The organism is Pseudomonas akapageensis (genome assembly GCF_011355085.1).
GTDB lineage: Bacteria > Pseudomonadota > Gammaproteobacteria > Pseudomonadales > Pseudomonadaceae > Aquipseudomonas > Aquipseudomonas akapageensis.
Genome location: NZ_VXCP01000022.1, coordinates 1 through 19047 on the forward strand (window position 1 = coordinate 1; position 19047 = coordinate 19047).

The 19047-nt window shown below is 60.7% G+C and carries 18 protein-coding genes and 1 riboswitch; of the genes, 8 read left to right on the plus strand and 10 right to left on the minus strand.

All coding sequences use genetic code 11. The annotated features are described in order from the left end of the window. Window positions 1–56 precede the first annotated feature (56 nt). Window positions 57–259: riboswitch (cobalamin riboswitch) on the plus strand. Window positions 260–352: 93 nt separating this feature from the next. The 4 genes from cobW to F2S13_RS15770 are packed head-to-tail and all read left to right on the plus strand — an operon-like array spanning window position 353 to window position 6867. After that, on the plus strand, window positions 353–1417 hold the full coding sequence (gene cobW / locus F2S13_RS15755; RefSeq protein WP_166362374.1) for a cobalamin biosynthesis protein CobW: 1065 nt from the start codon (window positions 353–355) through the stop codon (window positions 1415–1417). Between the two features lie 3 nt (window positions 1418–1420). Next, on the plus strand, window positions 1421–5191 hold the full coding sequence (cobN, locus tag F2S13_RS15760) for a cobaltochelatase subunit CobN (RefSeq protein ID WP_166362376.1): 3771 nt from the start codon (window positions 1421–1423) through the stop codon (window positions 5189–5191). A 9-nt stretch (window positions 5192–5200) separates the two neighbouring features. Next, window positions 5201–6202, plus strand: coding sequence for a magnesium chelatase ATPase subunit I (locus tag F2S13_RS15765; protein WP_166362378.1), 1002 nt, complete (start codon window positions 5201–5203; stop codon window positions 6200–6202). Then, window positions 6127–6867: a vWA domain-containing protein gene (locus F2S13_RS15770; RefSeq protein WP_343047478.1), complete on the plus strand. Its 741-nt coding sequence runs from the start codon at window positions 6127–6129 to the stop codon at window positions 6865–6867. Before F2S13_RS15765 ends, F2S13_RS15770 begins: the two co-directional genes overlap by 76 nt. 152 nt (window positions 6868–7019) lie before the next feature. Here F2S13_RS15770 and F2S13_RS15775 read toward each other — a convergent pair whose 3' ends face one another. Next, window positions 7020–7286 carry a hypothetical protein gene (locus tag F2S13_RS15775; RefSeq protein WP_166362380.1) on the minus strand — a complete coding sequence of 89 codons (267 nt, stop codon included), beginning with the start codon at window positions 7284–7286 and terminating at the stop codon, window positions 7020–7022. A 324-nt stretch (window positions 7287–7610) separates the two neighbouring features. Here F2S13_RS15775 and F2S13_RS15780 point away from each other — a divergent pair, with 324 nt between their 5' ends. Beyond that, the gene (locus F2S13_RS15780; protein ID WP_166362382.1) at window positions 7611–8936 is read left to right on the plus strand and encodes a sigma-54 dependent transcriptional regulator; all 1326 of its coding nucleotides are present in this window, start codon (window positions 7611–7613) and stop codon (window positions 8934–8936) included. A gap of 52 nt (window positions 8937–8988) precedes the next feature. Here F2S13_RS15780 and F2S13_RS15785 read toward each other — a convergent pair whose 3' ends face one another. The 6 genes from F2S13_RS15785 to F2S13_RS15810 all read right to left on the minus strand — a co-directional run bounded on the left by F2S13_RS15785 (window position 8989) and on the right by F2S13_RS15810 (window position 14365). Beyond that, window positions 8989–10269 (minus strand): transporter, encoded by a 1281-nt coding sequence (locus F2S13_RS15785; RefSeq protein WP_166362384.1) that lies wholly within the window; start codon window positions 10267–10269, stop codon window positions 8989–8991. Between the two features lie 46 nt (window positions 10270–10315). Beyond that, a complete protein-coding gene (locus tag F2S13_RS15790) occupies window positions 10316–11059 on the minus strand; it encodes a hypothetical protein (protein WP_166362386.1) in 744 nt (247 codons plus the stop codon). 33 nt (window positions 11060–11092) lie between these two features. Next, window positions 11093–11773, minus strand: a complete 681-nt coding sequence (locus F2S13_RS15795) for a C39 family peptidase (protein ID WP_166362388.1) — start codon at window positions 11771–11773, stop codon at window positions 11093–11095. A gap of 64 nt (window positions 11774–11837) precedes the next feature. Further along, on the minus strand, window positions 11838–13238 hold the full coding sequence (locus tag F2S13_RS15800) for an autotransporter outer membrane beta-barrel domain-containing protein (RefSeq protein WP_166362390.1): 1401 nt from the start codon (window positions 13236–13238) through the stop codon (window positions 11838–11840). A gap of 55 nt (window positions 13239–13293) precedes the next feature. Beyond that, window positions 13294–13884 (minus strand): adhesin, encoded by a 591-nt coding sequence (locus tag F2S13_RS15805; protein ID WP_166362392.1) that lies wholly within the window; start codon window positions 13882–13884, stop codon window positions 13294–13296. Window position 13885: 1 nt separating this feature from the next. Continuing rightward, window positions 13886–14365 carry a hypothetical protein gene (locus F2S13_RS15810; protein ID WP_218583956.1) on the minus strand — a complete coding sequence of 160 codons (480 nt, stop codon included), beginning with the start codon at window positions 14363–14365 and terminating at the stop codon, window positions 13886–13888. 630 nt (window positions 14366–14995) lie between these two features. Here F2S13_RS15810 and F2S13_RS15815 point away from each other — a divergent pair. Beyond that, complete coding sequence (locus F2S13_RS15815) at window positions 14996–15826, plus strand: undecaprenyl-diphosphate phosphatase (RefSeq protein ID WP_166362394.1); 831 nt, start codon at window positions 14996–14998, stop codon at window positions 15824–15826. Further along, complete coding sequence (locus tag F2S13_RS15820; protein WP_425500233.1) at window positions 15823–16299, plus strand: DUF1294 domain-containing protein; 477 nt, start codon at window positions 15823–15825, stop codon at window positions 16297–16299. Before F2S13_RS15815 ends, F2S13_RS15820 begins: the two co-directional genes overlap by 4 nt. A 5-nt stretch (window positions 16300–16304) precedes the next feature. On the opposite strand, the gene F2S13_RS15825 is transcribed toward F2S13_RS15820, so the two are convergent. Together F2S13_RS15825 and F2S13_RS15830 are read right to left on the minus strand one after the other, a co-directional pair. Then, window positions 16305–16649, minus strand: a complete 345-nt coding sequence (locus F2S13_RS15825; RefSeq protein WP_166362396.1) for an MmcQ/YjbR family DNA-binding protein — start codon at window positions 16647–16649, stop codon at window positions 16305–16307. Between the two features lie 20 nt (window positions 16650–16669). Beyond that, a complete protein-coding gene (locus F2S13_RS15830) occupies window positions 16670–17578 on the minus strand; it encodes a LysR substrate-binding domain-containing protein (protein ID WP_166362398.1) in 909 nt (302 codons plus the stop codon). Between the two features lie 138 nt (window positions 17579–17716). Between F2S13_RS15830 and F2S13_RS15835 the strand changes: the two genes are divergently transcribed. Next, window positions 17717–18328 (plus strand): FMN-dependent NADH-azoreductase, encoded by a 612-nt coding sequence (locus F2S13_RS15835; protein ID WP_166362400.1) that lies wholly within the window; start codon window positions 17717–17719, stop codon window positions 18326–18328. A gap of 207 nt (window positions 18329–18535) precedes the next feature. Here F2S13_RS15835 and F2S13_RS15840 read toward each other — a convergent pair whose 3' ends face one another. Next, the gene (locus F2S13_RS15840; protein ID WP_166362402.1) at window positions 18536–18820 is read right to left on the minus strand and encodes a DUF3077 domain-containing protein; all 285 of its coding nucleotides are present in this window, start codon (window positions 18818–18820) and stop codon (window positions 18536–18538) included. Between the last annotated feature and the right edge of the window lie 227 nt (window positions 18821–19047).

The following is a 19047-nucleotide window of genomic DNA, read 5'->3' on the forward strand; positions in this document are numbered from 1 at the left end:
CCCCCAAACCCCAAACCCCAAACGACAGAGAACATTGACCAACCAGTAACCACTGCGTAGCCTTGCCCCTTCGAGGTTCTCCAGCCACCAGGCCGGAGCTAAGACGGGAACGCGGTCCAAGCCGCGGCTGCCCCCGCAACTGTAAGCCGTGAAAAATCCGACAATGCCACTGCGCTCAAGCGGGAAGGCGTCGGACCTGCCGATCGACAGCGATCGGCACACAGCAAGCCAGGAGACCTGCCTCGGACAGATTCTCACTACAACCGGGCGGGGTGATCCGGTGGCGAATGCGACCTCGTGCCAGGCACCGGGGTTCTCGTCCTGCATGCCCGCCATCCGCCAAGGGCATCCAATGAAAACACTGGCCAAGCTTCCCGTCACCATCGTCACCGGCTTTCTCGGCTCGGGCAAGACCACCCTGCTGCGGCACATGCTCGACAATGCCCAGGGCCGCCGCATCGCCGTCATCGTCAACGAATTCGGCGAACTGGGTATCGATGGCGAGATCCTCAAGCAATGCAGCATCGGCTGCACCGAAGAAGAAGCCAATGGCCGCATCTTCGAACTGGCCAATGGTTGCCTGTGCTGCACCGTGCAGGAAGAATTCTTCCCGGTGATGCGCGAACTGGTCGAACGCCGCGGTGATCTGGATCACATCCTCATCGAAACCTCGGGCCTGGCCCTGCCCAAACCCCTGGTCCAAGCCTTCCAGTGGCCGGAAATCCGCAGTGCCTGCACCGTCGACGCCGTGATCACAGTGGTCGACAGCCCGGCCGTTGCTGCCGGCACCTTTGCCGCCTTCCCGGATCAAGTGGACGCCCAGCGCAAGCTCGACCCCAACCTGGACCACGAGTCGCCACTGCACGAACTGTTCGCTGACCAACTGGCCAGCGCCGACCTGGTCATCCTCAACAAGGCCGACCTGATCGACGCCGAGTCCCTCGCTGCCGTGCGCCGCGAAGTGGCCGAAGAACTGCCGCCGGCGGTCAAGGTCATCGAAGCCAGCAGCGGTCGCCTGCCGCTGGACGTCCTGCTGGGCCTGGGGGCGGAATCCGAAGCGCATATCGACGCGCGCCGGACCCACCACGACCACCATGACGGCGACGACCACGACGATCATGATCATGACGCTTTCGACTCGATCTCCATCGAACTGCCGCAGGCCGACGAAAGCCTGCTGCTCGATGCCTTGACCCAGTTGGTGGTGCAACACGACATCCTGCGAGTCAAGGGCTTTGCCGCGATCCCGGGCAAACCCATGCGCCTGCTGATCCAGGGCGTGGGCACACGCTTCGACAAGCACTACGACCGCGCCTGGCGCGCCGAAGAAGGCCGCGTCACACGTCTGGTGCTGATCGGTCAGGAACTCGATGCCACCTTGCTCGAAAGCCAGCTGCGCGCTGCGCTGAACGCTTAAGCCATGCACCTGCTGCGGACCCAGCCCGGCGGTTTCGTGCCGGACGACAGTATTGCCGACCTCGGCCAGACACCGGCCGAGCTGGTGATTCTCTGCAGCGGCGATTCACACCTGGCACTGCTGGCCGAAACCGCCCAGCAGTTGCCGGAAGATTTCCCCAGCCTGCGCCTGGCCAACCCCATGCAGGTCCAGAACCATGCTTCGGTCGATTTGTATGTCGACCAGGTCCTGCGCCATGCCAAGGTGATCCTGATTTCCCTGCATGGTGGTATCGGTTACTGGCGCTACGGTGTCGAACAGTTGGTCGAACTGGCTGCCCGTGGGGTGCGGTTGATCCTGGTGCCGGGCGACGACCGCCCGGATCCGGAGCTCAGCAGCCTGAGCACCGTGACCGCCGCCGAGGCCGAGCGCCTGTGGCACTTTCTGCGTCAGGGCGGCATGGCCAATGCCCTCAATTTTTATCGCTGCCTGGCCAATTGCTGGCTGGGCCGCGACTACGCCTGGGAGGCACCGCAGGTCCTGCCACGTACGGCGATCTATCATCCTCGCAGGGCCCAGGCGCAGTTGCAGGATTGGCGCGCCGACTGGCGGGACGATCAGGCCGTGGTGCCTTTGTTGTTCTACCGCTCGCACCTGCAGGCGGCCAACACTGCCTTCGTCGATGCGTTCTGTGAACGGCTGCAGTTGGCCGGGCTTAACCCGTTGCCGATCGCGGTGGCCAGCCTGAAAGAAGCGGGCTGCCTGGCGCTGGTCGAAGACTGGCTGGATGAAGTGGGCGCCGAGGTCATCCTCAACACCACCGGTTTCGCCCAGTCCAGTCCGGAAGCACCGCACCTGCGGCCGTTTCGCCGCAACATTCCGGTGATCCAGGCTATCTGCGCCCAGGACAATCAGACCGGCTGGGAGGCCAGCGAGCAGGGGCTCGGCGCGCGGGACCTGGCCATGCACATCGCCTTGCCGGAACTCGACGGTCGCATCATCAGCCGCCCGATCAGTTTCAAGGACCTGGCCTGGCGCAGCGAGCGCAGTCAGTCGGATGTGGTCTGCTATCGACCGCACCTGGAGCGCATGGATTTCGTTGCCGAACTGGCGCGCCGCTGGAGCGAGCTGGGCCGTCTGCCCAATGCACAGAAGCGCGTGGCCCTGGTGCTGGCCAACTACCCGACCCGTGATGGGCGGATTGGCAACGGCGTCGGCCTGGACACCCCGGCAGCGGCACTGAACATTTTGCGCACCTTGCAGGCGCAGGGTTATCCGGTATCAAAGCTGCCCGAGAGCGGCACCGCGTTGATTCACGCGTTGTTGGGCGGCGTCAGCAATGACCTGGACAACCTCGACCAGCGCCCGTGCGCCCAAAGCATGGCGCTGGATGACTACCTGGCAGCGTTCGCCCGCTTGCCACTGGCCAACCAACAAGCTGTGCGCGAGCGCTGGGGCGAGCCTGAGGCCGACCCGATGTTTCGCAGCGGTCGCATGATGGTTGCCGGCCTGCGCTTCGGCCTGACCTTTGTCGGCATCCAGCCGGCGCGCGGTTATCAGGTCGATCCCAGTGCGGTCTATCACGACCCGGATCTGGTCCCGCCCCATGGCTATCTGGCCTTCCATTTCTGGTTGCGGCACAGCTTTGCCGTGGATGCGGTCGTGCATGTGGGCAAGCACGGCAACCTCGAATGGTTGCCGGGCAAGGGCGTGGGCCTGTCGGAGCAGTGCTGGCCTGATGCCTTGCTCGGGCCGTTGCCCAATATCTATCCGTTCATCGTCAATGATCCGGGGGAGGGCGCCCAGGCCAAGCGGCGCACCCAGGCGGTAATCATCGATCATTTGATGCCGCCACTGACCCGTGCCGAAACCTACGGCCCGCTACGCCACCTTGAGTTGCTCGCCGACGAGTATTACGAGGCCCAGCTGCTTGACCCGCGCCGGGCCCGGGAGCTGCAGCGCGACATCCTCAAGCTGGTGCGCGAAGCCCATATCGACCGCGAACTGCAACTCGAAGAAGGGCTCGATAGCGAGGCCGATGCGGCCATCTGGCTGCCGCGGCTGGACACCTATTTGTGCGACTTGAAAGAGTCGCAGATCCGCGATGGCTTGCATGTGTTCGGCGAATCGCCGAGCGGACGCCTGCGCATCGATACATTACTGGCCTTGCTGCGCATTCCACGTGGCGATGGTCGCGGCGCCCAGTCGAGCCTGATCAGGGCATTGGCCAAAGCCTTTGCCCTGGGTCTGGACCCGCTTGATTGTGATTTGGGGAAAACCTGGGAAGGCGCGCGGCCGCCGCTCTTGCAAGCCCTGCAAGGCGATGCCTGGCGCACCGTGGGAGACACTCGCGAACGCCTGGAAATGTATGCCGCGCAACTGATCGGGCACACCCTCGAGGGTGCCGTCGACCTGCCGCAGACCGACGCGTGGGCCGATGTCCGGGCCATTCTCGATGGCTTGCGCGACACTGTCGCACCGCGTCTGGACGCCTGTGGTCCGGCTGAACTGCAAGGGTTGCTCGATGCCCTGGCGGGGCGATTCGTTCCGGCCGGCCCCAGCGGGGCACCCAGCCGTGGTCGGCTGGATGTGTTGCCTACCGGACGCAACTTCTACTCGGTGGACGTGCGCAACCTGCCTACGGCCACCGCCTGGCGTATCGGTTTTGCCTCGGCCAACCTGATTCTGGAACGGCACCTGCAGGACCATGGGGATCACCTGCGTCAGTTGGGACTGTCGGTGTGGGGCACGGCGACCATGCGCACCGGAGGCGATGACATCGCCCAGGCCATGGCCCTGATGGGCGTGCGCCCGGTCTGGGCCACCGGCAGCCAGCGCGTCGACGACTTCGAAATCCTGCCCGTGAGTTTGCTCGATCGTCCGCGGGTGGACGTCACGCTGCGAGTGTCCGGGTTCTTCAGGGATGCCTTCGCCAACCTGATCCGTTTGTTCGATGCTGCCGTACAAGCGGTTGCCGCACTCGATGAGCCGGAGGATCTGAACCCGCTGGCCGCCCGCGTGCGCAGCGAGCGTGAACAACTGCTTGCCAGCGGCATGAGTATCGAGGCTGCCAGGCGCCAGGCCGGCTGGCGGATTTTCGGCGCCAAGCCCGGTGCCTACGGCGCGGGTGTGCAGAATGCCATCGACGGTCGCTTGTGGCAGAGCCGCGAGGACCTGGCCGAGGTCTATCTCAATTGGGGCGGCTACGCCTACGGCGCAGCCGATGAAGGCACGCCGGCACGCGAGGATTTCGCCCGGCGCCTGAGTCAGGTGCAGGCGGTGGTGCAGAACCAGGACAACCGCGAGCATGACCTGCTCGACTCCAATGACTACTACCAGTTCCAGGGCGGCATGCTGGCAGCGGTGGAAAGCCTCGGCGGCCAACCTGCAGCCAGTTATCACGGCGATCACAGCCAGCCGGACGTGCCGCGCATCCGCACACTCAAGGAAGAGCTCAATCGGGTGGTACGTGCGCGCGCGGTCAATCCGAAGTGGATCGACGGGATCAAGCGTCACGGCTATAAAGGTGCCTTCGAGCTGGCCGCCACCGTCGATAACCTGTTCGCCTTCGATGCCACCACACACCTGATCGACGATCATCATTACGCGTTGCTGGCCGATGCCTATGTGCTGGATGCCGATACCCGCGCATTCATTCAGCAGCACAACCCCGATGCCTTGCGCGACATCACCGAACGATTGCTCGAAGCCCAGCAGCGGGGTCTCTGGAGCGAGCCTGGCGATTATCGCCAGGCCCTGGAGAATCTGTTGCTGGACAACGAAGAAGAGGCCTGACGAATCCCCATGAACGACATTGCACATTTCCCCCTGTCTGCCGTGGTCGGCGCCGACGAGCTGAAACTGGCCCTGTGCCTGACCGCCATTGACCCGAAAATCGGCGGCGTGCTGATCGAAGGACCTCGGGGCATGGCCAAGAGCACATTGGCCCGTGGCCTGGCCGACCTGCTGGCCAGCGGCCAGTTCGTCACCTTGCCGCTGGGCGCCACCGAAGAGCGTCTGGTGGGCACGCTGGACCTGGACGCGGCACTCGGCCAGGGGCGTGCACAGTTTTCCCCCGGTGTGCTGGCCAGGGCCGACGGCGGTGTGTTGTATGTCGATGAAGTCAATCTTCTGGCAGACCATCTGGTCGATCTGTTGCTGGACGTGGCCGCCAGCGGTACCAACCGCATCGAGCGCGATGGCATATCCCATCGGCACAGCGCCCGTTTCGTATTGATCGGCACCATGAACCCGGAGGAGGGTGAGTTGCGCCCGCAGTTGCTCGATCGTTTCGGTCTCAATGTCGCCCTCAGCGGCCAGCCGGAACCCTTGGCACGCGGGCAGATCATTCGGCGCAGGCTCGATTTCGACAGTGACCCCCAGGCCTTTTGCGAGCAGTGGGCGCCGGCCCAGGAGGCACTGCGCCAGCGCTGTCAGCGGGCACGGGAAAACCTGGCGCACATCCCATTGGATGATCAGGCGCTGACGCAGATCACGGCGCGCTGTTTCGCCGCCGGGGTCGACGGTCTGCGGGCCGACCTGGTCTGGCTGCGCGCGGCCAGGGCGCATGCGGCCTGGCGCGGTGCCACTGCCATCGCCGAGGAAGATATCGACGCGGTGGCGGAGTTCGCCTTGCGCCACCGTCGCCGCGAAGGCGCGGCCCCACCACCGCCCACCCAACAGCAGCCAGCAGCGAGCGAAGCTCAGGCATCGTCATCGGCGCCAGGGCAGTGGGGCGAACTGCCGCCGCAACCCGTGTCCGCCGCAGCGCGGCGGGAAGTGCCGGTCTGGCCAAAAAAGCCCTGAGCATCCGCCCCCGTTTCAGCCAGGGGGCGGATGCCAGACCCCGTGCCGGGCAGATCGATCATGGCGTGCGCGGGCGTACCAGGGGCGGGCATGAGGGCTCGGTGCACTGGTTGGCGACCTTGCTCAAGGGCAGGCCACGTCAACGCAGCGACCTGCAGTGGCAGATGCGCAAAAGCGCGCCCCATGAGTTGTGGTTGATCATTGTCGATGCTTCGGCGTCGACCCGCCGTCACCAGGCCCTGAGTCAGGCCAAGGGTTTGCTGGCGCAGGTTTTCGATCAGGCCTATCGCAGCCGGGCGCGGCTGGCCTTGCTGACGGCCTGTGGTACCGAACCGCGCTGGCAACGACACGGCCTGAAGGCCTCAAGGGCACTGCAACCCTGGCTCGATGCGCTCGGTGCCGGCGGTGGGACGCCATTGCTGGCGGCGCTTGCGCAAGCCAATCACTGGCTGCAGCAGCGACAAAGACGCCATGCTCAGGAGCAGCAGCGCTGCCTGGTATTGACTGATGGGCGGATCAAGGAATGGTCTGCGTTGGCACCGCTCGGTTGTCCGAGTGTACTGGTCGATATCGAACGAGGGCCGATCCGGCTCGGGCGTGCGCAACAACTTGCCCGCGAGCTTCAGGCGGATTATCAACATATAGATGCATTGCGCATCCTTTAGTCTCGTGTATTACCGCTATTAATCACTTCGATATAAAAAGAATAGCCATTTGCCAGTTACTGGCAGATTGCTAGAACACTGCGCGGCTTACAAGTTCGCTTGCTAACGATTTTGGCGGCGCACTTTATGGCGCCGCAAAGTGTCGTCAGGAATTATTCCGGCATCTTCCAGGGTTGCAAGTCATAACCCTTCTGGCGCAGTTCGGCACGAACTTCTTCAATCAGACCAGCCAGTTGCGCCGGATCGGAATAGGTACTGCTGGGCACTTGTTTGCTGCCGATTCTGGTTCTGGTCCGGTCGATCACGGCCAGGCTCAGCTCACCAGTACCATTGGGCGCATCCCAGGCCACGCACTGGAAGGGTTCAAAGGCGTGGTCTGCAATCAGAAGTGCTTCGTTGACACGGAGCGGGGCGTTCATGGGGTCGGTCTCTCTGTGTGCCCAAACATGTATTTTCAACCGTTGCAGTAGCACTGCTGTTCGGTTGCTTACTTGTACTGATGTCTCAAGTGTCGGTTCGAGTCACACACAATAGAAAAAAACATATTTTTTCTTTGCACAGGTGTTTCGTCCTGCTGCCTCAGACGTTGAATCAGCGACAAAATTCCGTGCCCCTCTAATGACGAAAAGTACTTGCAGACCAACGGTAGTGGGGCATCCCGGGTTCATTGCTACTGTTACAAACAGGCTCGCCAACGCACTGTTTCCAATAACTTTTCCAATAATTGGCGCCAAGGAACGGTCATGCTTGATACAGCACCAACCCGTCGCCTGCTCATCGTCGATCCCTGTGACGATTGCCACCGGCTACTGCCCGGTTTGCGTACCGTCGGCTGGGATGTCGATAGTTGTACATTGGAGTCTGCCCCGGAGCATCCCTGCGATGTCGGGTTACTGCGTTTGCAGCCTTTTCACCTGGAACGACCCGAAGCGGTCAAGGACATGATCAGCCGCAGCGGTACCGAATGGATTGCCGTGCTCAACCAGGAAGTGCTGCGAGTGCAGAACGCGGGTGACTTTGTCTGTGAATGGTTTTTTGACTTTCATACCTTGCCGTTCGACGTCTCCCGGGTGCAGGTCACCCTGGGGCGCGCCTTCGGCATGGCGCGCCTGCGCGGCAAGGGGTCGATCCATGTCGATAATGCCGAACATGAGTTGCTCGGTGACAGCCGGCCGATTCGCGAATTGCGCAAACTATTGAGCAAACTGGCACCGACAGAGTCACCAGTGTTGATCCGTGGCGAAAGCGGCACCGGCAAGGAGTTGGTCGCGCGCACGCTGCATCGCCTGTCGCAGCGGCACGCCAAGCCATTCGTGGCCATCAATTGCGGGGCAATCCCCGAGCATCTGATCCAGTCCGAATTGTTCGGGCATGAGAAGGGCGCCTTCACCGGGGCTCATCAGCGCAAGATCGGCCGAATCGAGGCCGCCCATGGCGGTACCTTGTTTCTCGACGAGATAGGCGATCTGCCGCTGGAACTGCAGGCCAATCTGCTGCGTTTTCTGCAGGAAAAGCATATTGAGCGCGTTGGCGGCAGCCAGCCGATTCCGGTGGATGTCCGGGTCCTGGCAGCGACCCATGTGGACCTGGAAGGGGCCATTGCCAAGGGACGTTTTCGCGAAGACTTGTATTACCGGCTCAATGTCTTGCAAGTGCTGACGGCGCCCTTGCGCGAGCGCCATGGTGATCTGTCGATGCTGGCCAACCATTTTTCCCACTTCTATAGCCTGGAAACAGGCCGGCGCCCGCGCAGCTTCAGTGAAGATGCCCTGGTCGCCATGGGCAAGCACGACTGGCCGGGCAATGTTCGCGAACTGGCCAATCGGGTGCGCCGTGGCCTGGTGCTGGCCGAAGGACGGCAGATCGAGGCACAGGATCTGGGCCTGCTCAGCCAGCACTCATTCACGCCTTCGATGGGCACGCTGGAAGACTACAAGCACCGGGCCGAACGCCAGGCGTTGTGCGATGTGCTCAATCGTCACAGTGACAATTTGAGCATCGCCGCGAAAGTGCTGGGTATTTCTCGGCCTACCTTCTACCGCTTGTTGCACAAGCATCAGATTCGCTGACTTTCAAGGCTCAAACGACAAAGCCCGCCGCCGAAGCGGGCTTTGTCGTTTGTTAGAAGTAGTAAGGGAATTTCAGGCTGAAAGAGAAGTCTGGCGCGTCGTCGGTCAGGCCGATGGCGAGGTTGGGTACGATCGTCAGGTTGTTGGTTGCCGCGAGAGTCATGCCGATGTTGAAGTTGGCGGCGTTGAAGTCGCTGTTGGGCACCGATTGCCAATCGCCGTTATCCGGTTTGATCTTGCTTTTGCTGGAGAACTGGTCGGAGAAGGAAAACGACATACTCATCTTCTCGTTCAAGGCAAACGCAATACCGGCACCGAGCTGCCAGGAGTCGCCGAGTTTCACGTCGCCAGGTACCTTGGAATTGACCTGGGGGCTGATGTCGCTGAAGGAGTCCTCGATGTTGTAGGTGTAGGCCAGACTGCCGAAGAGCACGGCCGGGTCGAAGGTCTTGACCAGCGAGATACCCGGGGTGATCGACCAGACGCCGTTGCCGGTGGGCAGGTCCTGGGGCACGGAGAGGTTGTCGTTGTTCGGGTCGTTGACCAGCTTGATACCGTAGGGATCATCGCCGGTCGGCGCCTTGACCCGGAATGTGAAGACGGCATCGGGCAGGTTTTCCGATTCATCGAGGAACTTGTAGGCCACACCGACGTTGACATCGCCAATGGTCGGGTCGCGGGTGACGGTTGCGTCGGAGCTTACCGGGCCGGCACCGCCGGCACCGCCGGAGGAATAGGTCGACTCGCGGTAGACCACCGGTACGTTCACATCGAATTGCCAGCGCTGCGCCAGGTTGTAGCGGGCGGTCAGGTCCAGGGTCCAGTTGTCGGCCTTGATACGGTCGAGGTTGATGTTGCCCAGGAAAATCGAGTCCAGCGCGAGAAAACCGTTGAGCACCAATGCTCGGGTATCGATGTGGGTGTAGGTCAGTCCTGTCTCGACACTGAACTTGCCACCGCCGAAGAAACCACTGGCCTCGTCGTACAGGTTGGAAACGCTCTGGGCCGGTTCCGAATCTTCCTTGAGCGATTGCCCATAGGAACTGCCCGAGGTGCCGGGCGCACCACTGGCCACCGTCTGACCGCCCTTGACCTGTTCGGCGGGGGAGCGGGTCAGGCGTTTGGGGGGCGGTGTCGCAGGTGTTTCTTCGACTTGTTTCACACGCTGTTCGAGGACCATCAGCGCTTTCTGTTGTGCCTCGTAACGGGATTTCAGCTCCATGAGTTCTTGTTTTAAGGCTTCGACCTGGGGGTCCGGTGCTGCTTGCAGCAATGTGGCCGGGACCAGGGTACTCAGACAAACGACTGCTTTTAATGTCAACGATCGATGCATGGGTGAGCCGTCCCTTCTGACTACATTTGATGAGACTGAGCGTAGATCAGTATCCTAGAGTGCGTAGACCTTTGAGCTGGTCAAGGCTGCCGCTGATCGACCCGGTGGCCGGAAGGTTGTCGCGCAGCACGACGTTGAGCGAGGTCAGGTTGTGGACCTGGTTGCCACCGCCGAGCAAGGTGGTGTTCTGCATCAGCCCACCCTGGGCCAGGCGTTGTACGGTGGAGCCCTGATTGTTGTTGGCCACGATGTTGAGCTGCACGCCCGTGCCGGTCGAGGATATGCTCAGGGAGCCTGCGCCATTGGCGCTGGTCAAGGTCGAACCTGCGGCCAGTGCCTGGCCCTGGGTGTTCATCTGTGGTGCCTGGCTGCCTTCTTTGACGTTGATGTCGACATTGTTATAGGCGCTGTTGTTGTCGCCGGCCGCGCGCACCACCTGGGTGACGCCCTGGGTGCTGTTGAGGCCATTGCCACCGCTGACGATACCGGTACCCTGGGAGGCGTCCCCCGAACCATTGCCTTTTCTGTCGATCATCGACACATAGAACTGGGGCTTGATGGTCGTTTGTTGAATCTGCATCGAGGAGGTTGCGCCGATCACGTCACCGTTGGCGTTTTGCCAGGCGCTGGTCATGACGATCCCGAAACTGATGATCCGTCCCGGCATGACATAGCGACCGCGCAAGGTGGCCAACTCCGAATCCTTCAGTTCGATGGGTTTGAACGTTTGTGCCTGGGTCGGCAGGCTGGCGGTCAGGCAGACCACGGCCAACCAGAATGGAGTCTTCATTGGATACTCCCGGAGCTTCGTGCTCCCTTGACATTAGAAGAAGTCGCTTTGGATGAATCCGAAATCCATCAACTCTGCGTCTTGCACCGGGCTGAAGGTGTTGATGCGGTTCTTGGCGGTCAGTGGCATAGGTGGGTCGAGCAAGGCATTGGTCTTGTCGTAACCCTGGCCGATGATGGCGAAGATGATGCCGTTCCAGCCTTTGACAAAGTCGTCGACTGTGAAGCGCTTATGGCCAAGTACGGGATCGCCGATATACACCCAGCCGTTGTCGACTTTTTGCATGACCACAAAATGTTTGTAGCCACGGATGTCCATCAGTACCACCACCGGAATGCGGATACTGCTCAAGGTCTCTGGTTGTACCCGGTAGCCACGGGCACGCATGCCGATACTTTCTACGTAACGCTTCATGTCGAGCATGGAGAAGCCCTGGACCCGGACAAGATCCTGATCGGCTTTTGCCAGCATGCCTTCGATGATCTGTTCTTCATTCACGTCCAGCCAATAGGCCTGGCGCAAAATGGTCGCCAGCGCCGCTGCGCCGCAACTGAAGTCGGTTTTCTGTGGAATCAGGTCGGCAAATTTGCGCTCGCGTATACTCTGGATCGGCTTGTACACCACTGCTCCGCCCGGCAGGACAGAAAGTGGCATTTGCGCGGCCTCGCTCAGACTGGCCACACAAAGCAAAAATGCCAAGGCGATAATGCGCATGATCGGACGCCTTCTGATAGTGGTGAAAAAAGGCCCCCCGAAGGGGGCCTTCAGACCGCAGCATTTACATGGAGCTGTTGGCGATGGACAGGGAGTTGCTTTGTTGGTTGCCCACGCCGGCAGCCACGTTGACACCCACGTTGCCGCTGGCGCCGGTAACCGAACCGCTAAGAGTAGCAGTGTTGGTCACAGGGTTTGCCCAGCCAGTTGGGGTCAGCACTTGCCAGGTCACTGTGTTGCTCAACTCAAAAGAGCTGGCCGCACTGAAGCTCTTCTCTTTGTCGAACGAATCGGAGGTCGATTTATCGAACGATTTTTCAAACGACGAGTCGCGCGTTCTGTTGAACGAGCTGTCGGACGATTTTTCGAACGAGGTGTCGAGGGATTTTTCGAACGATGCGTCGAACGATTTTTCGAACGAAGAGCTGGACGTTTTATCGCGAGTCTTGTCGACAGCTACGTTGAGGGTTGCATTGAGCGATGCATCTACACTCGCACTGCGGGTGCGTGGGCCCCAGCCATTGTCCTTGGTAAGGGTCGCCTCAGCGGCCAACGTGGCATCCACGGAAGCATCCAGAGTACGGCTACTGGTAGAGTGCGACTCGTGGCTCCTGGAGCCGCTCGCATCGATAGACAACGAGCCACTTGCATCATAGCTGGTAGAGCCACTGGCATCGTAGCTGTTGGAGCCGCTCCTTTCAGAGTGTCTGGAGCCGCTCACATCCACGCTCTTGGTCGAAGCTTTATCGATGTGCAACTCGGACGACGCGTCGAAGGAGGAGTTGCCGCTGACTGTTTTGGTAAGCGACAGCGTAGTCACGTCGAACGTCCGATCGGCGTTGTTGATCACCACCAGGCCAGGACCATTCTGGGTGGCGTTGGCGTCGGCTCTTGCATTACCCAGCGGGGCATTGGTGTTGGCAATTGCCATGGTGTTTTTCTGTTGGTTCAGATCGCCACCAGCAATGTTGACACCCAGGTTGCCACTGCCGCCATTGGCCGAGGCGCTCATCGTAGCAGTCGCTGTGCTGCCGTAGTTGTCGACCCTGTTGCGGTTGCTGTATTGGTCAACCCTGGCACTGGCAGTGGCCATACCGAACACGAAGGAGTTGTCGATTGCGGATGCGTCGGACTGGGCGTTTGCGATAGCGGCTGCGTTGTCTTGTTGGTTGCCATCACCGGCGGCCACGTTGATGCCTACGTTCCCGCTGCTGCCGCCGGCCGAGGAGTTCATCTCAGCGTTATTGACGGTCCCTTCGTTGCGGATGTAGTTGTTGGTGCTGCTTTGCTTATCGTACGCATTGGCAGTGGCGTAGACAGGGACCTTTGTTGGAGGAGGGGTGTGGTGGTGATCGTTGTGATGGTTGTGGTGTCTTGGTGGTTTGTAGTCACCAGCTTGTACAGCAACAGCCATGACCGCAGCAATTGCGAAAACCAGAGGCTTGATTGCCATCGAAGGTTTCATGGTGATTCTCCGTACTTTATTTTAGGTAGTTAAGTGTTGTTAATACCTGTTTGGGTCAATCCGAGACCCGTACGCTCAGGGTGTTGGCCATGCGGTTTCCCACCCCGGCGCTCTGATTCAACTGAATCACCCCACGGCTACCGGTGAAGGCCTGGTCGCCGGTAGCGACCTGACGATAACTGGGTGCGGAATCAGTTGGATCGGAGTTGTAGAGCAGCGCCACGTTCTGCTGCTTGAGGACGCTGTCGTCGATACTTTGCGGTTGAGCACTGATGCTGATTCGTACGGCATTGGCTTGCTGGTTGCTGGCGCCCGCACTCTGGTTGACCCCCAGAATGCCGGTGCCGTTACTGAATGAGTTGCCTTTGATCGTGGACTGGGCATCCATTGTCGGATCGACTATGGTCCGCAGTTTCTGGCGAATCTGCGTGGTAGCGGTTGCCTGGTGGCCAACGGCAATCGCCCGGGCGTTGGCCTGTTGTTGCTGATCGCCCGCCGCCTGGTTGACCGAGAGGTTGCCCTGGTAACTCATGCCGGAGCTGTCGATTTCGGCATGATTGATAACAGGGTATTGTGAGATCACAGGCGGTTGGGCGAGGGCCGGGGTACTGCAGAACATGGCCAGGATCAGGAGTGAGCGACGCATCTCACTGGCCTCCCGTCAGGATGTTCAAAGCGCCCAGGCCTTTCTGAACGTTCGAGTTGACCATGTTGGCGATGCCGTTGCCGGGGCCACCGGATCGTCCACCGGGTATGTTGGCCAATTGCGTCTGATTGGTGATACCGGAGCCAATTGGGTTGGTCTGTTGCGTGACCAGGCTGCTAATGCCTGAACCACTGCTGACACTGGCAAAATCGCCGTCGCTCAACTCGTTCGTCTGTTTGAGGATATGCGCCGACGGGTTGGTATTGACGGTCGTGGGATTCGGGTCAGGTACCATCGGCGGCCTGGTTGCGTTGCGCGTCTGGACATCGCGCGTAATCACGACGATGCCGTTATCGGCTTGAACCGGCAGGCTGAAACTCGATCCCAATGCACATCCGATCAGCAGGAGGCGGAAAACGCCTTTATCTAGATTCCCCACGACGGCAATTCCTTCTTGAAGTGCGCTGGCCCTGGTCAGCATTGCGAAAAACCGAGCAGAAGCTGTGCCGCTTTTATTTTTTTCAATAAAAACAGTGGGTTGTTGTTTTTAGTTGATGTAGTCAAAAAAATGTTGTAAAGCCGGCGAAACAGAAGCCCGGATGCGGCATCGACCATCTATCCGGTAATGCTCGCAATGTGGTCCGTGGGGCGGTTGTATCGGCGGATTAACACTTTGCTCCGGCAGAGCTTGAAGTGCTTTAGCCTGCGGGTTTGCGGGGGGTGGGTTGTTTCAGGAATGGACACTTGGCAAGCAACAAGTCCGCAAGTCAGGCGTCCTCCAGCCGATTCGGCGCCTGAATTGCATCGCGTCTGCGTGTAGCCGGTGCCTCGCGGTCCCGGGTTTCGAGGATCAGTATTGACGGTTGCCTGACGCGATGGGTATCCAATCGCCAAGCTGTCAGGAATTTCATGTTGCTGGAAAGGGCTACGGGCAGCGTTTGGCGCGTGGGTCTGATAGGATTTCGGCGCAAAAGAGTCAAACCTGATTAACGTCTTGGTCTTATTGCCGTTTTCCTGGTCGCATGTCGCCACGCAAACGAGCTTGCCGAGTCATTGTAGCCACTAAAAATATTAAAGGAGCCTGCCATGCGCATGGCTTCTCGGGGGAATGATGGATTTTTGGACCGCCATGCAGGCAGTAATACTAGGGATTGTCGAGGGGCTGACGGAGTTCCTGCCCATCTCCAGTACCGGCCACCAGATCATCGTCGCGGACTTGATCAACTTTGGTGGTGAGCGGGCTATGGCCTTCAACATCATTATTCAGCTGGGCGCGATCCTGGCGGTTGTCTGGGAGTTTCGACGCAAGATCATTGACGTGGTCGTGGGGCTGCCGCGCCAGGCAAGTGCCCAGCGCTTTACGGTCAACCTGCTGATCGCCTTCCTGCCGGCCGTGGTATTGGGTGTTCTGTTTTCCGACCTGATTCATCACTACCTGTTCAACCCCATTACCGTGGCTACGGCCCTTGTAGTGGGCGGCATCATCATGTTGTGGGCAGAGCAGCGCCAGCACGTGATTCGCGTCGAGCATGTCGACGATATGCGCTGGACCGATGCCTTGAAAATCGGTTGTGCCCAATGCCTGGCGATGATTCCGGGTACCTCGCGCTCTGGCTCGACCATTATCGGCGGGCTGCTGTTCGGCCTGTCGCGCAAGGCGGCAACCGAGTTCTCGTTCTTCCTCGCGATGCCGACGATGGTCGGTGCGGCCGTGTACTCGGGCTACAAATACCGGGAGTTGTTCCAGCCCGGCGATTTTCCGGTCTTTGCCATCGGCTTCGTCGTCTCCTTCATCTTCGCCATGATTGCCGTGCGTGGCCTGCTCAAGTTCATTGCCAGCCACAGCTATGCGGCGTTCGCCTGGTACCGGATTGTCTTCGGTCTGATCATTCTGGCGACCTGGCAGTTCGGCTGGGTGGACTGGGCGACGGCCAAACCGTGAAAAGCGCTGGGCGCCCACGTACGGGTAATCCGAACGAGGCGCGAGAGGCATCCAGGCAGGGTGCCGTCACGCCTGTTCACAACCTGCGCGCCAAGCTGCTGGTACTGGCGGGGCTTTGCCTGCTGCCGATGGTAGGGTCACTGCAGATGCTCGGGGCGGGGCAGTCGGCACTGCCGTCGCTGGCCTACGTGCTGGCGAGCCTGTTGACCTTCTACCTCTACTGGCACGACAAGCGCCAGGCGCGCGGCAACGCCTGGCGCACTCCCGAACGGGTCCTGCATGCCGCCGAATTGTGTGGTGGCTGGCCCGGCGCCCTTCTGGCGCAACAACTGTTCCGGCACAAGACGCGCAAGTTGCCCTATCAGGCGAAGTTCTGGGTCATCGTCACCCTGCATCAACTGTTCTGGGTCGATCACCTGGTATTCGGCGGCGACTGGATGGGCAAGGCGTTACAACCTCTGCTCGGCACCTGATCCACTCAAAGCTTCAGCCCGACCTGCACGCGCTTGGGCAGGCGGCTGACCACCAACTGATGGGAGCGCTGCAACAGCGCAGTCAGTTCCTGGGGCGAGACAGGGTAGGGGTGCCTCATGCTTATCCAGTGCGCTCGGGCCAGATAGGGCGCCGGGTGGATGCCCGGGCGGTCGACGTAGCCGAGAAACAACTCATCGTCGACCTTGAAGGCCAGGCCATGGGCGGTCAGGTTGAGCGTCGCGAACATCTTGTTGCCCGCGATCGAAAACACACGCACGCCACCCCATTTGTAGTCCTCGCGTGCGCCCGGCAAGCTCAGGCAGAAATCCGCCACATCCTGTTCGGTCATCGTCAGTCCCTCCCTTGGGTTCACACGTAACGGTCGCCGCAATCCTTGAACGATTCGACCAGATGATCGATCCAGGCGCGCACCGCGGGCAATACTCCGCGCCGGTGCGGATACACCGCTTGCAGAAAGCCGCCCGGCATCGACCAGGCCGGCAGCAATTGAACCAGTTCGCCGCTGGCCAATCCTTCTTCACAGTACATGATCGGCAGGGCGGTAAATCCCAGCCCGGCTATCGCCGCTGCCTTTCGCACAATGAAGTCCTCGATGCCCAGGCGTGCCTCGAGCACCAGGTCGCGTTTGTTGCCGTGCTGGTCCAGCATGCGCAAGTGCACCATGCGGTCGCTTTCCAGTGCGCCCAGCACCGGTACCTGGGCCAGATCGTCGGGGTTTTCTATCGTGCGGCCTTCGAGGAAGCTCGGCGCCGCCACCAGGATCATCTGCGCCTGGCGCAAGCGCCGGGTCACCAGCATCGGGTCTTCGTCGCCCAGGTCGCGTACGCGCAAGGCGACGTCGATGCCTTCGGTGATCAGGTCGACACGGCGGTTGAGCAGGATCATGTCCAGCTGTACATGGGGGTGGGCCTGCAGAAAGCGGCTGATGATTTCGGGCAGCAATTCATGGGCAAGCCCCACCGGACAGGACACCCGCAATCGGCCGCGGGGCTCGCTGGTCATGCTGGCAACGGCTTCGTCGGCCATCTCGGCCTCGAGCAGCATGGCCTGGCAGTGGCGCAGGTAGCGCTCACCCACAGTCGTCAGCTTCAGTTGCCGGGTGGTGCGTTGCAGCAGCCGTGCGCCGAGGCGCTCTTCCAGTTCGGCAATGCGCCGTGACAGCCGTGATTTGGGGATGCCCAGCAGTCGTCCGGCGGCGGCAAAGCCTCCGGCTTCGACGACCTTGGCGAAGTAATAGAGGTCGTTGAGGTCTTGCATAGTGGTGCTCGATTGTCCTGTATATAGGACAAACTAGCGCATTTACCCTGACTAATCAGTAATTGTTTTGTTCTGTAGGATTATATCCAGCTTGATTGCACTTGTAGCGATCCGATCCCCCTTTCAGGAGAGTCCCCCATGAAACTGTTGCACATCGATTCCAGCATCCTCGGCGACAACTCTGCCTCTCGCCAACTGAGCCGCAGCGTGGTCGAGGCCTGGCAGGCTGCCGAGCCAGGCAGCAAGGTCACCTATCGTGACCTGGCCGCTGACGCACTCAGCCACTTTTCCGCTGCCACCCTGGTCGCTGCCGGTACCCCGGACGAACTGCGTGACGCTGCGCAGAAGCACGAAGCCCAACTGAGCGCCGACACCCTGCAGGAGTTTCTCGACGCCGATGCCGTGGTGATCGCTGCGCCCATGTACAACTTCAGCGTGCCGACCCAACTCAAGGCCTGGATCGACCGTATTGCCATCGCCGGCAAGACCTTCCGTTACACCGAAGCCGGTCCTGAAGGCCTGTGCGGCGGCAAGAAAGTGGTGATCGTATCGACTTCCGGTGGCTTGCACGCCGGCCAGCCGACCGGTGTGGGCCACGAAGAGTTCCTCAAGGTGTTCCTGGGCTTCATCGGCATCACCGATATCGAAATCGTTCGTGCCCACGGCCTGGCCTACGGTGACGATATGCGCAACAAAGCCATGAGCGACGCTCAGGTGCAGATCAACGAGCAGCTGTTCGCAGCTGCTTGATCGAACTGCTCACACAGCCGGTTGCGGGGTATACCCCCGCAACCGGTTTTTTTTTGCCTGCCTATCTGCCTGTCTGTCTGCCTGTCTTTCTGTGGGAGCTGGCTTGCCAGCGATTGGAAGGCGCAGCCTTCCCGTACGATGTTGAGCCTGACGCGGCAGGGGCCGCTGTGCAGCCCATCGCGGGCAAGACCCGCTCCCACAGGGTTTTCAGCGCTCCGCCAACGCGCTGATCAACGCCTGCGCCGCATCGAGCTGTTGAATCAGCCCGAGCACCAGCGATTTGTCATTCAGGTGCAGATGATCGACCACATCCCAGGCTGTGGCTTCGGCGTATTGGACCAGGGTCGCGGCATGGGCCAATGCGTCTTCGGCCGGGATGCCGCCGCGCACGGTGAACATGGGCTGGCCGTTGCTGTCGACGGTGCCGAAGGGTGTTTCCGTGGTGAACAGTGCGGGGGTTGAAGCGGGTGGATCGGGAACGATTTTGATCATGGTGTGGCTCCTACTGTTGTGGAGCTGCCACGTTCGTTTCCAGACGAATGGGTGGCAGCTGTACGCAGGCTGGAAAACCGGGACAATAGGAACCCGGCAGGTCCGAAGACCTCCCGCGCACAGCCGCCATAAACTCGCCTATGCGCCTATTGTGGTTCCTCGGGTTTCCAGGCCCGGTCGTTGAATTGGCAACGACCGGGCAAGACTAGCCACCGGCAAACACAGGC

Coding starts and splice junctions, on each gene's coding strand:
- F2S13_RS15780 (WP_166362382.1), top strand. CDS start 7,611: ATGCTTGATACAGCACCAACCCGTCGCCTGCTCATCGTCGATCCCTGT.
- F2S13_RS15795 (WP_166362388.1), bottom strand. CDS start 11,773: ATGCGCATTATCGCCTTGGCATTTTTGCTTTGTGTGGCCAGTCTGAGC.
- F2S13_RS15785 (WP_166362384.1), bottom strand. CDS start 10,269: ATGCATCGATCGTTGACATTAAAAGCAGTCGTTTGTCTGAGTACCCTG.
- F2S13_RS15765 (WP_166362378.1), top strand. CDS start 5,201: ATGAACGACATTGCACATTTCCCCCTGTCTGCCGTGGTCGGCGCCGAC.
- F2S13_RS15840 (WP_166362402.1), bottom strand. CDS start 18,820: ATGATCAAAATCGTTCCCGATCCACCCGCTTCAACCCCCGCACTGTTC.
- F2S13_RS15775 (WP_166362380.1), bottom strand. CDS start 7,286: ATGAACGCCCCGCTCCGTGTCAACGAAGCACTTCTGATTGCAGACCAC.
- F2S13_RS15800 (WP_166362390.1), bottom strand. CDS start 13,238: ATGAAACCTTCGATGGCAATCAAGCCTCTGGTTTTCGCAATTGCTGCG.
- F2S13_RS15810 (WP_218583956.1), bottom strand. CDS start 14,365: ATGCTGACCAGGGCCAGCGCACTTCAAGAAGGAATTGCCGTCGTGGGG.
- cobN (WP_166362376.1), top strand. CDS start 1,421: ATGCACCTGCTGCGGACCCAGCCCGGCGGTTTCGTGCCGGACGACAGT.
- F2S13_RS15805 (WP_166362392.1), bottom strand. CDS start 13,884: ATGCGTCGCTCACTCCTGATCCTGGCCATGTTCTGCAGTACCCCGGCC.
- F2S13_RS15825 (WP_166362396.1), bottom strand. CDS start 16,649: ATGACCGAACAGGATGTGGCGGATTTCTGCCTGAGCTTGCCGGGCGCA.
- F2S13_RS15835 (WP_166362400.1), top strand. CDS start 17,717: ATGAAACTGTTGCACATCGATTCCAGCATCCTCGGCGACAACTCTGCC.
- F2S13_RS15790 (WP_166362386.1), bottom strand. CDS start 11,059: ATGAAGACTCCATTCTGGTTGGCCGTGGTCTGCCTGACCGCCAGCCTG.
- F2S13_RS15815 (WP_166362394.1), top strand. CDS start 14,996: ATGGATTTTTGGACCGCCATGCAGGCAGTAATACTAGGGATTGTCGAG.
- cobW (WP_166362374.1), top strand. CDS start 353: ATGAAAACACTGGCCAAGCTTCCCGTCACCATCGTCACCGGCTTTCTC.
- F2S13_RS15830 (WP_166362398.1), bottom strand. CDS start 17,578: ATGCAAGACCTCAACGACCTCTATTACTTCGCCAAGGTCGTCGAAGCC.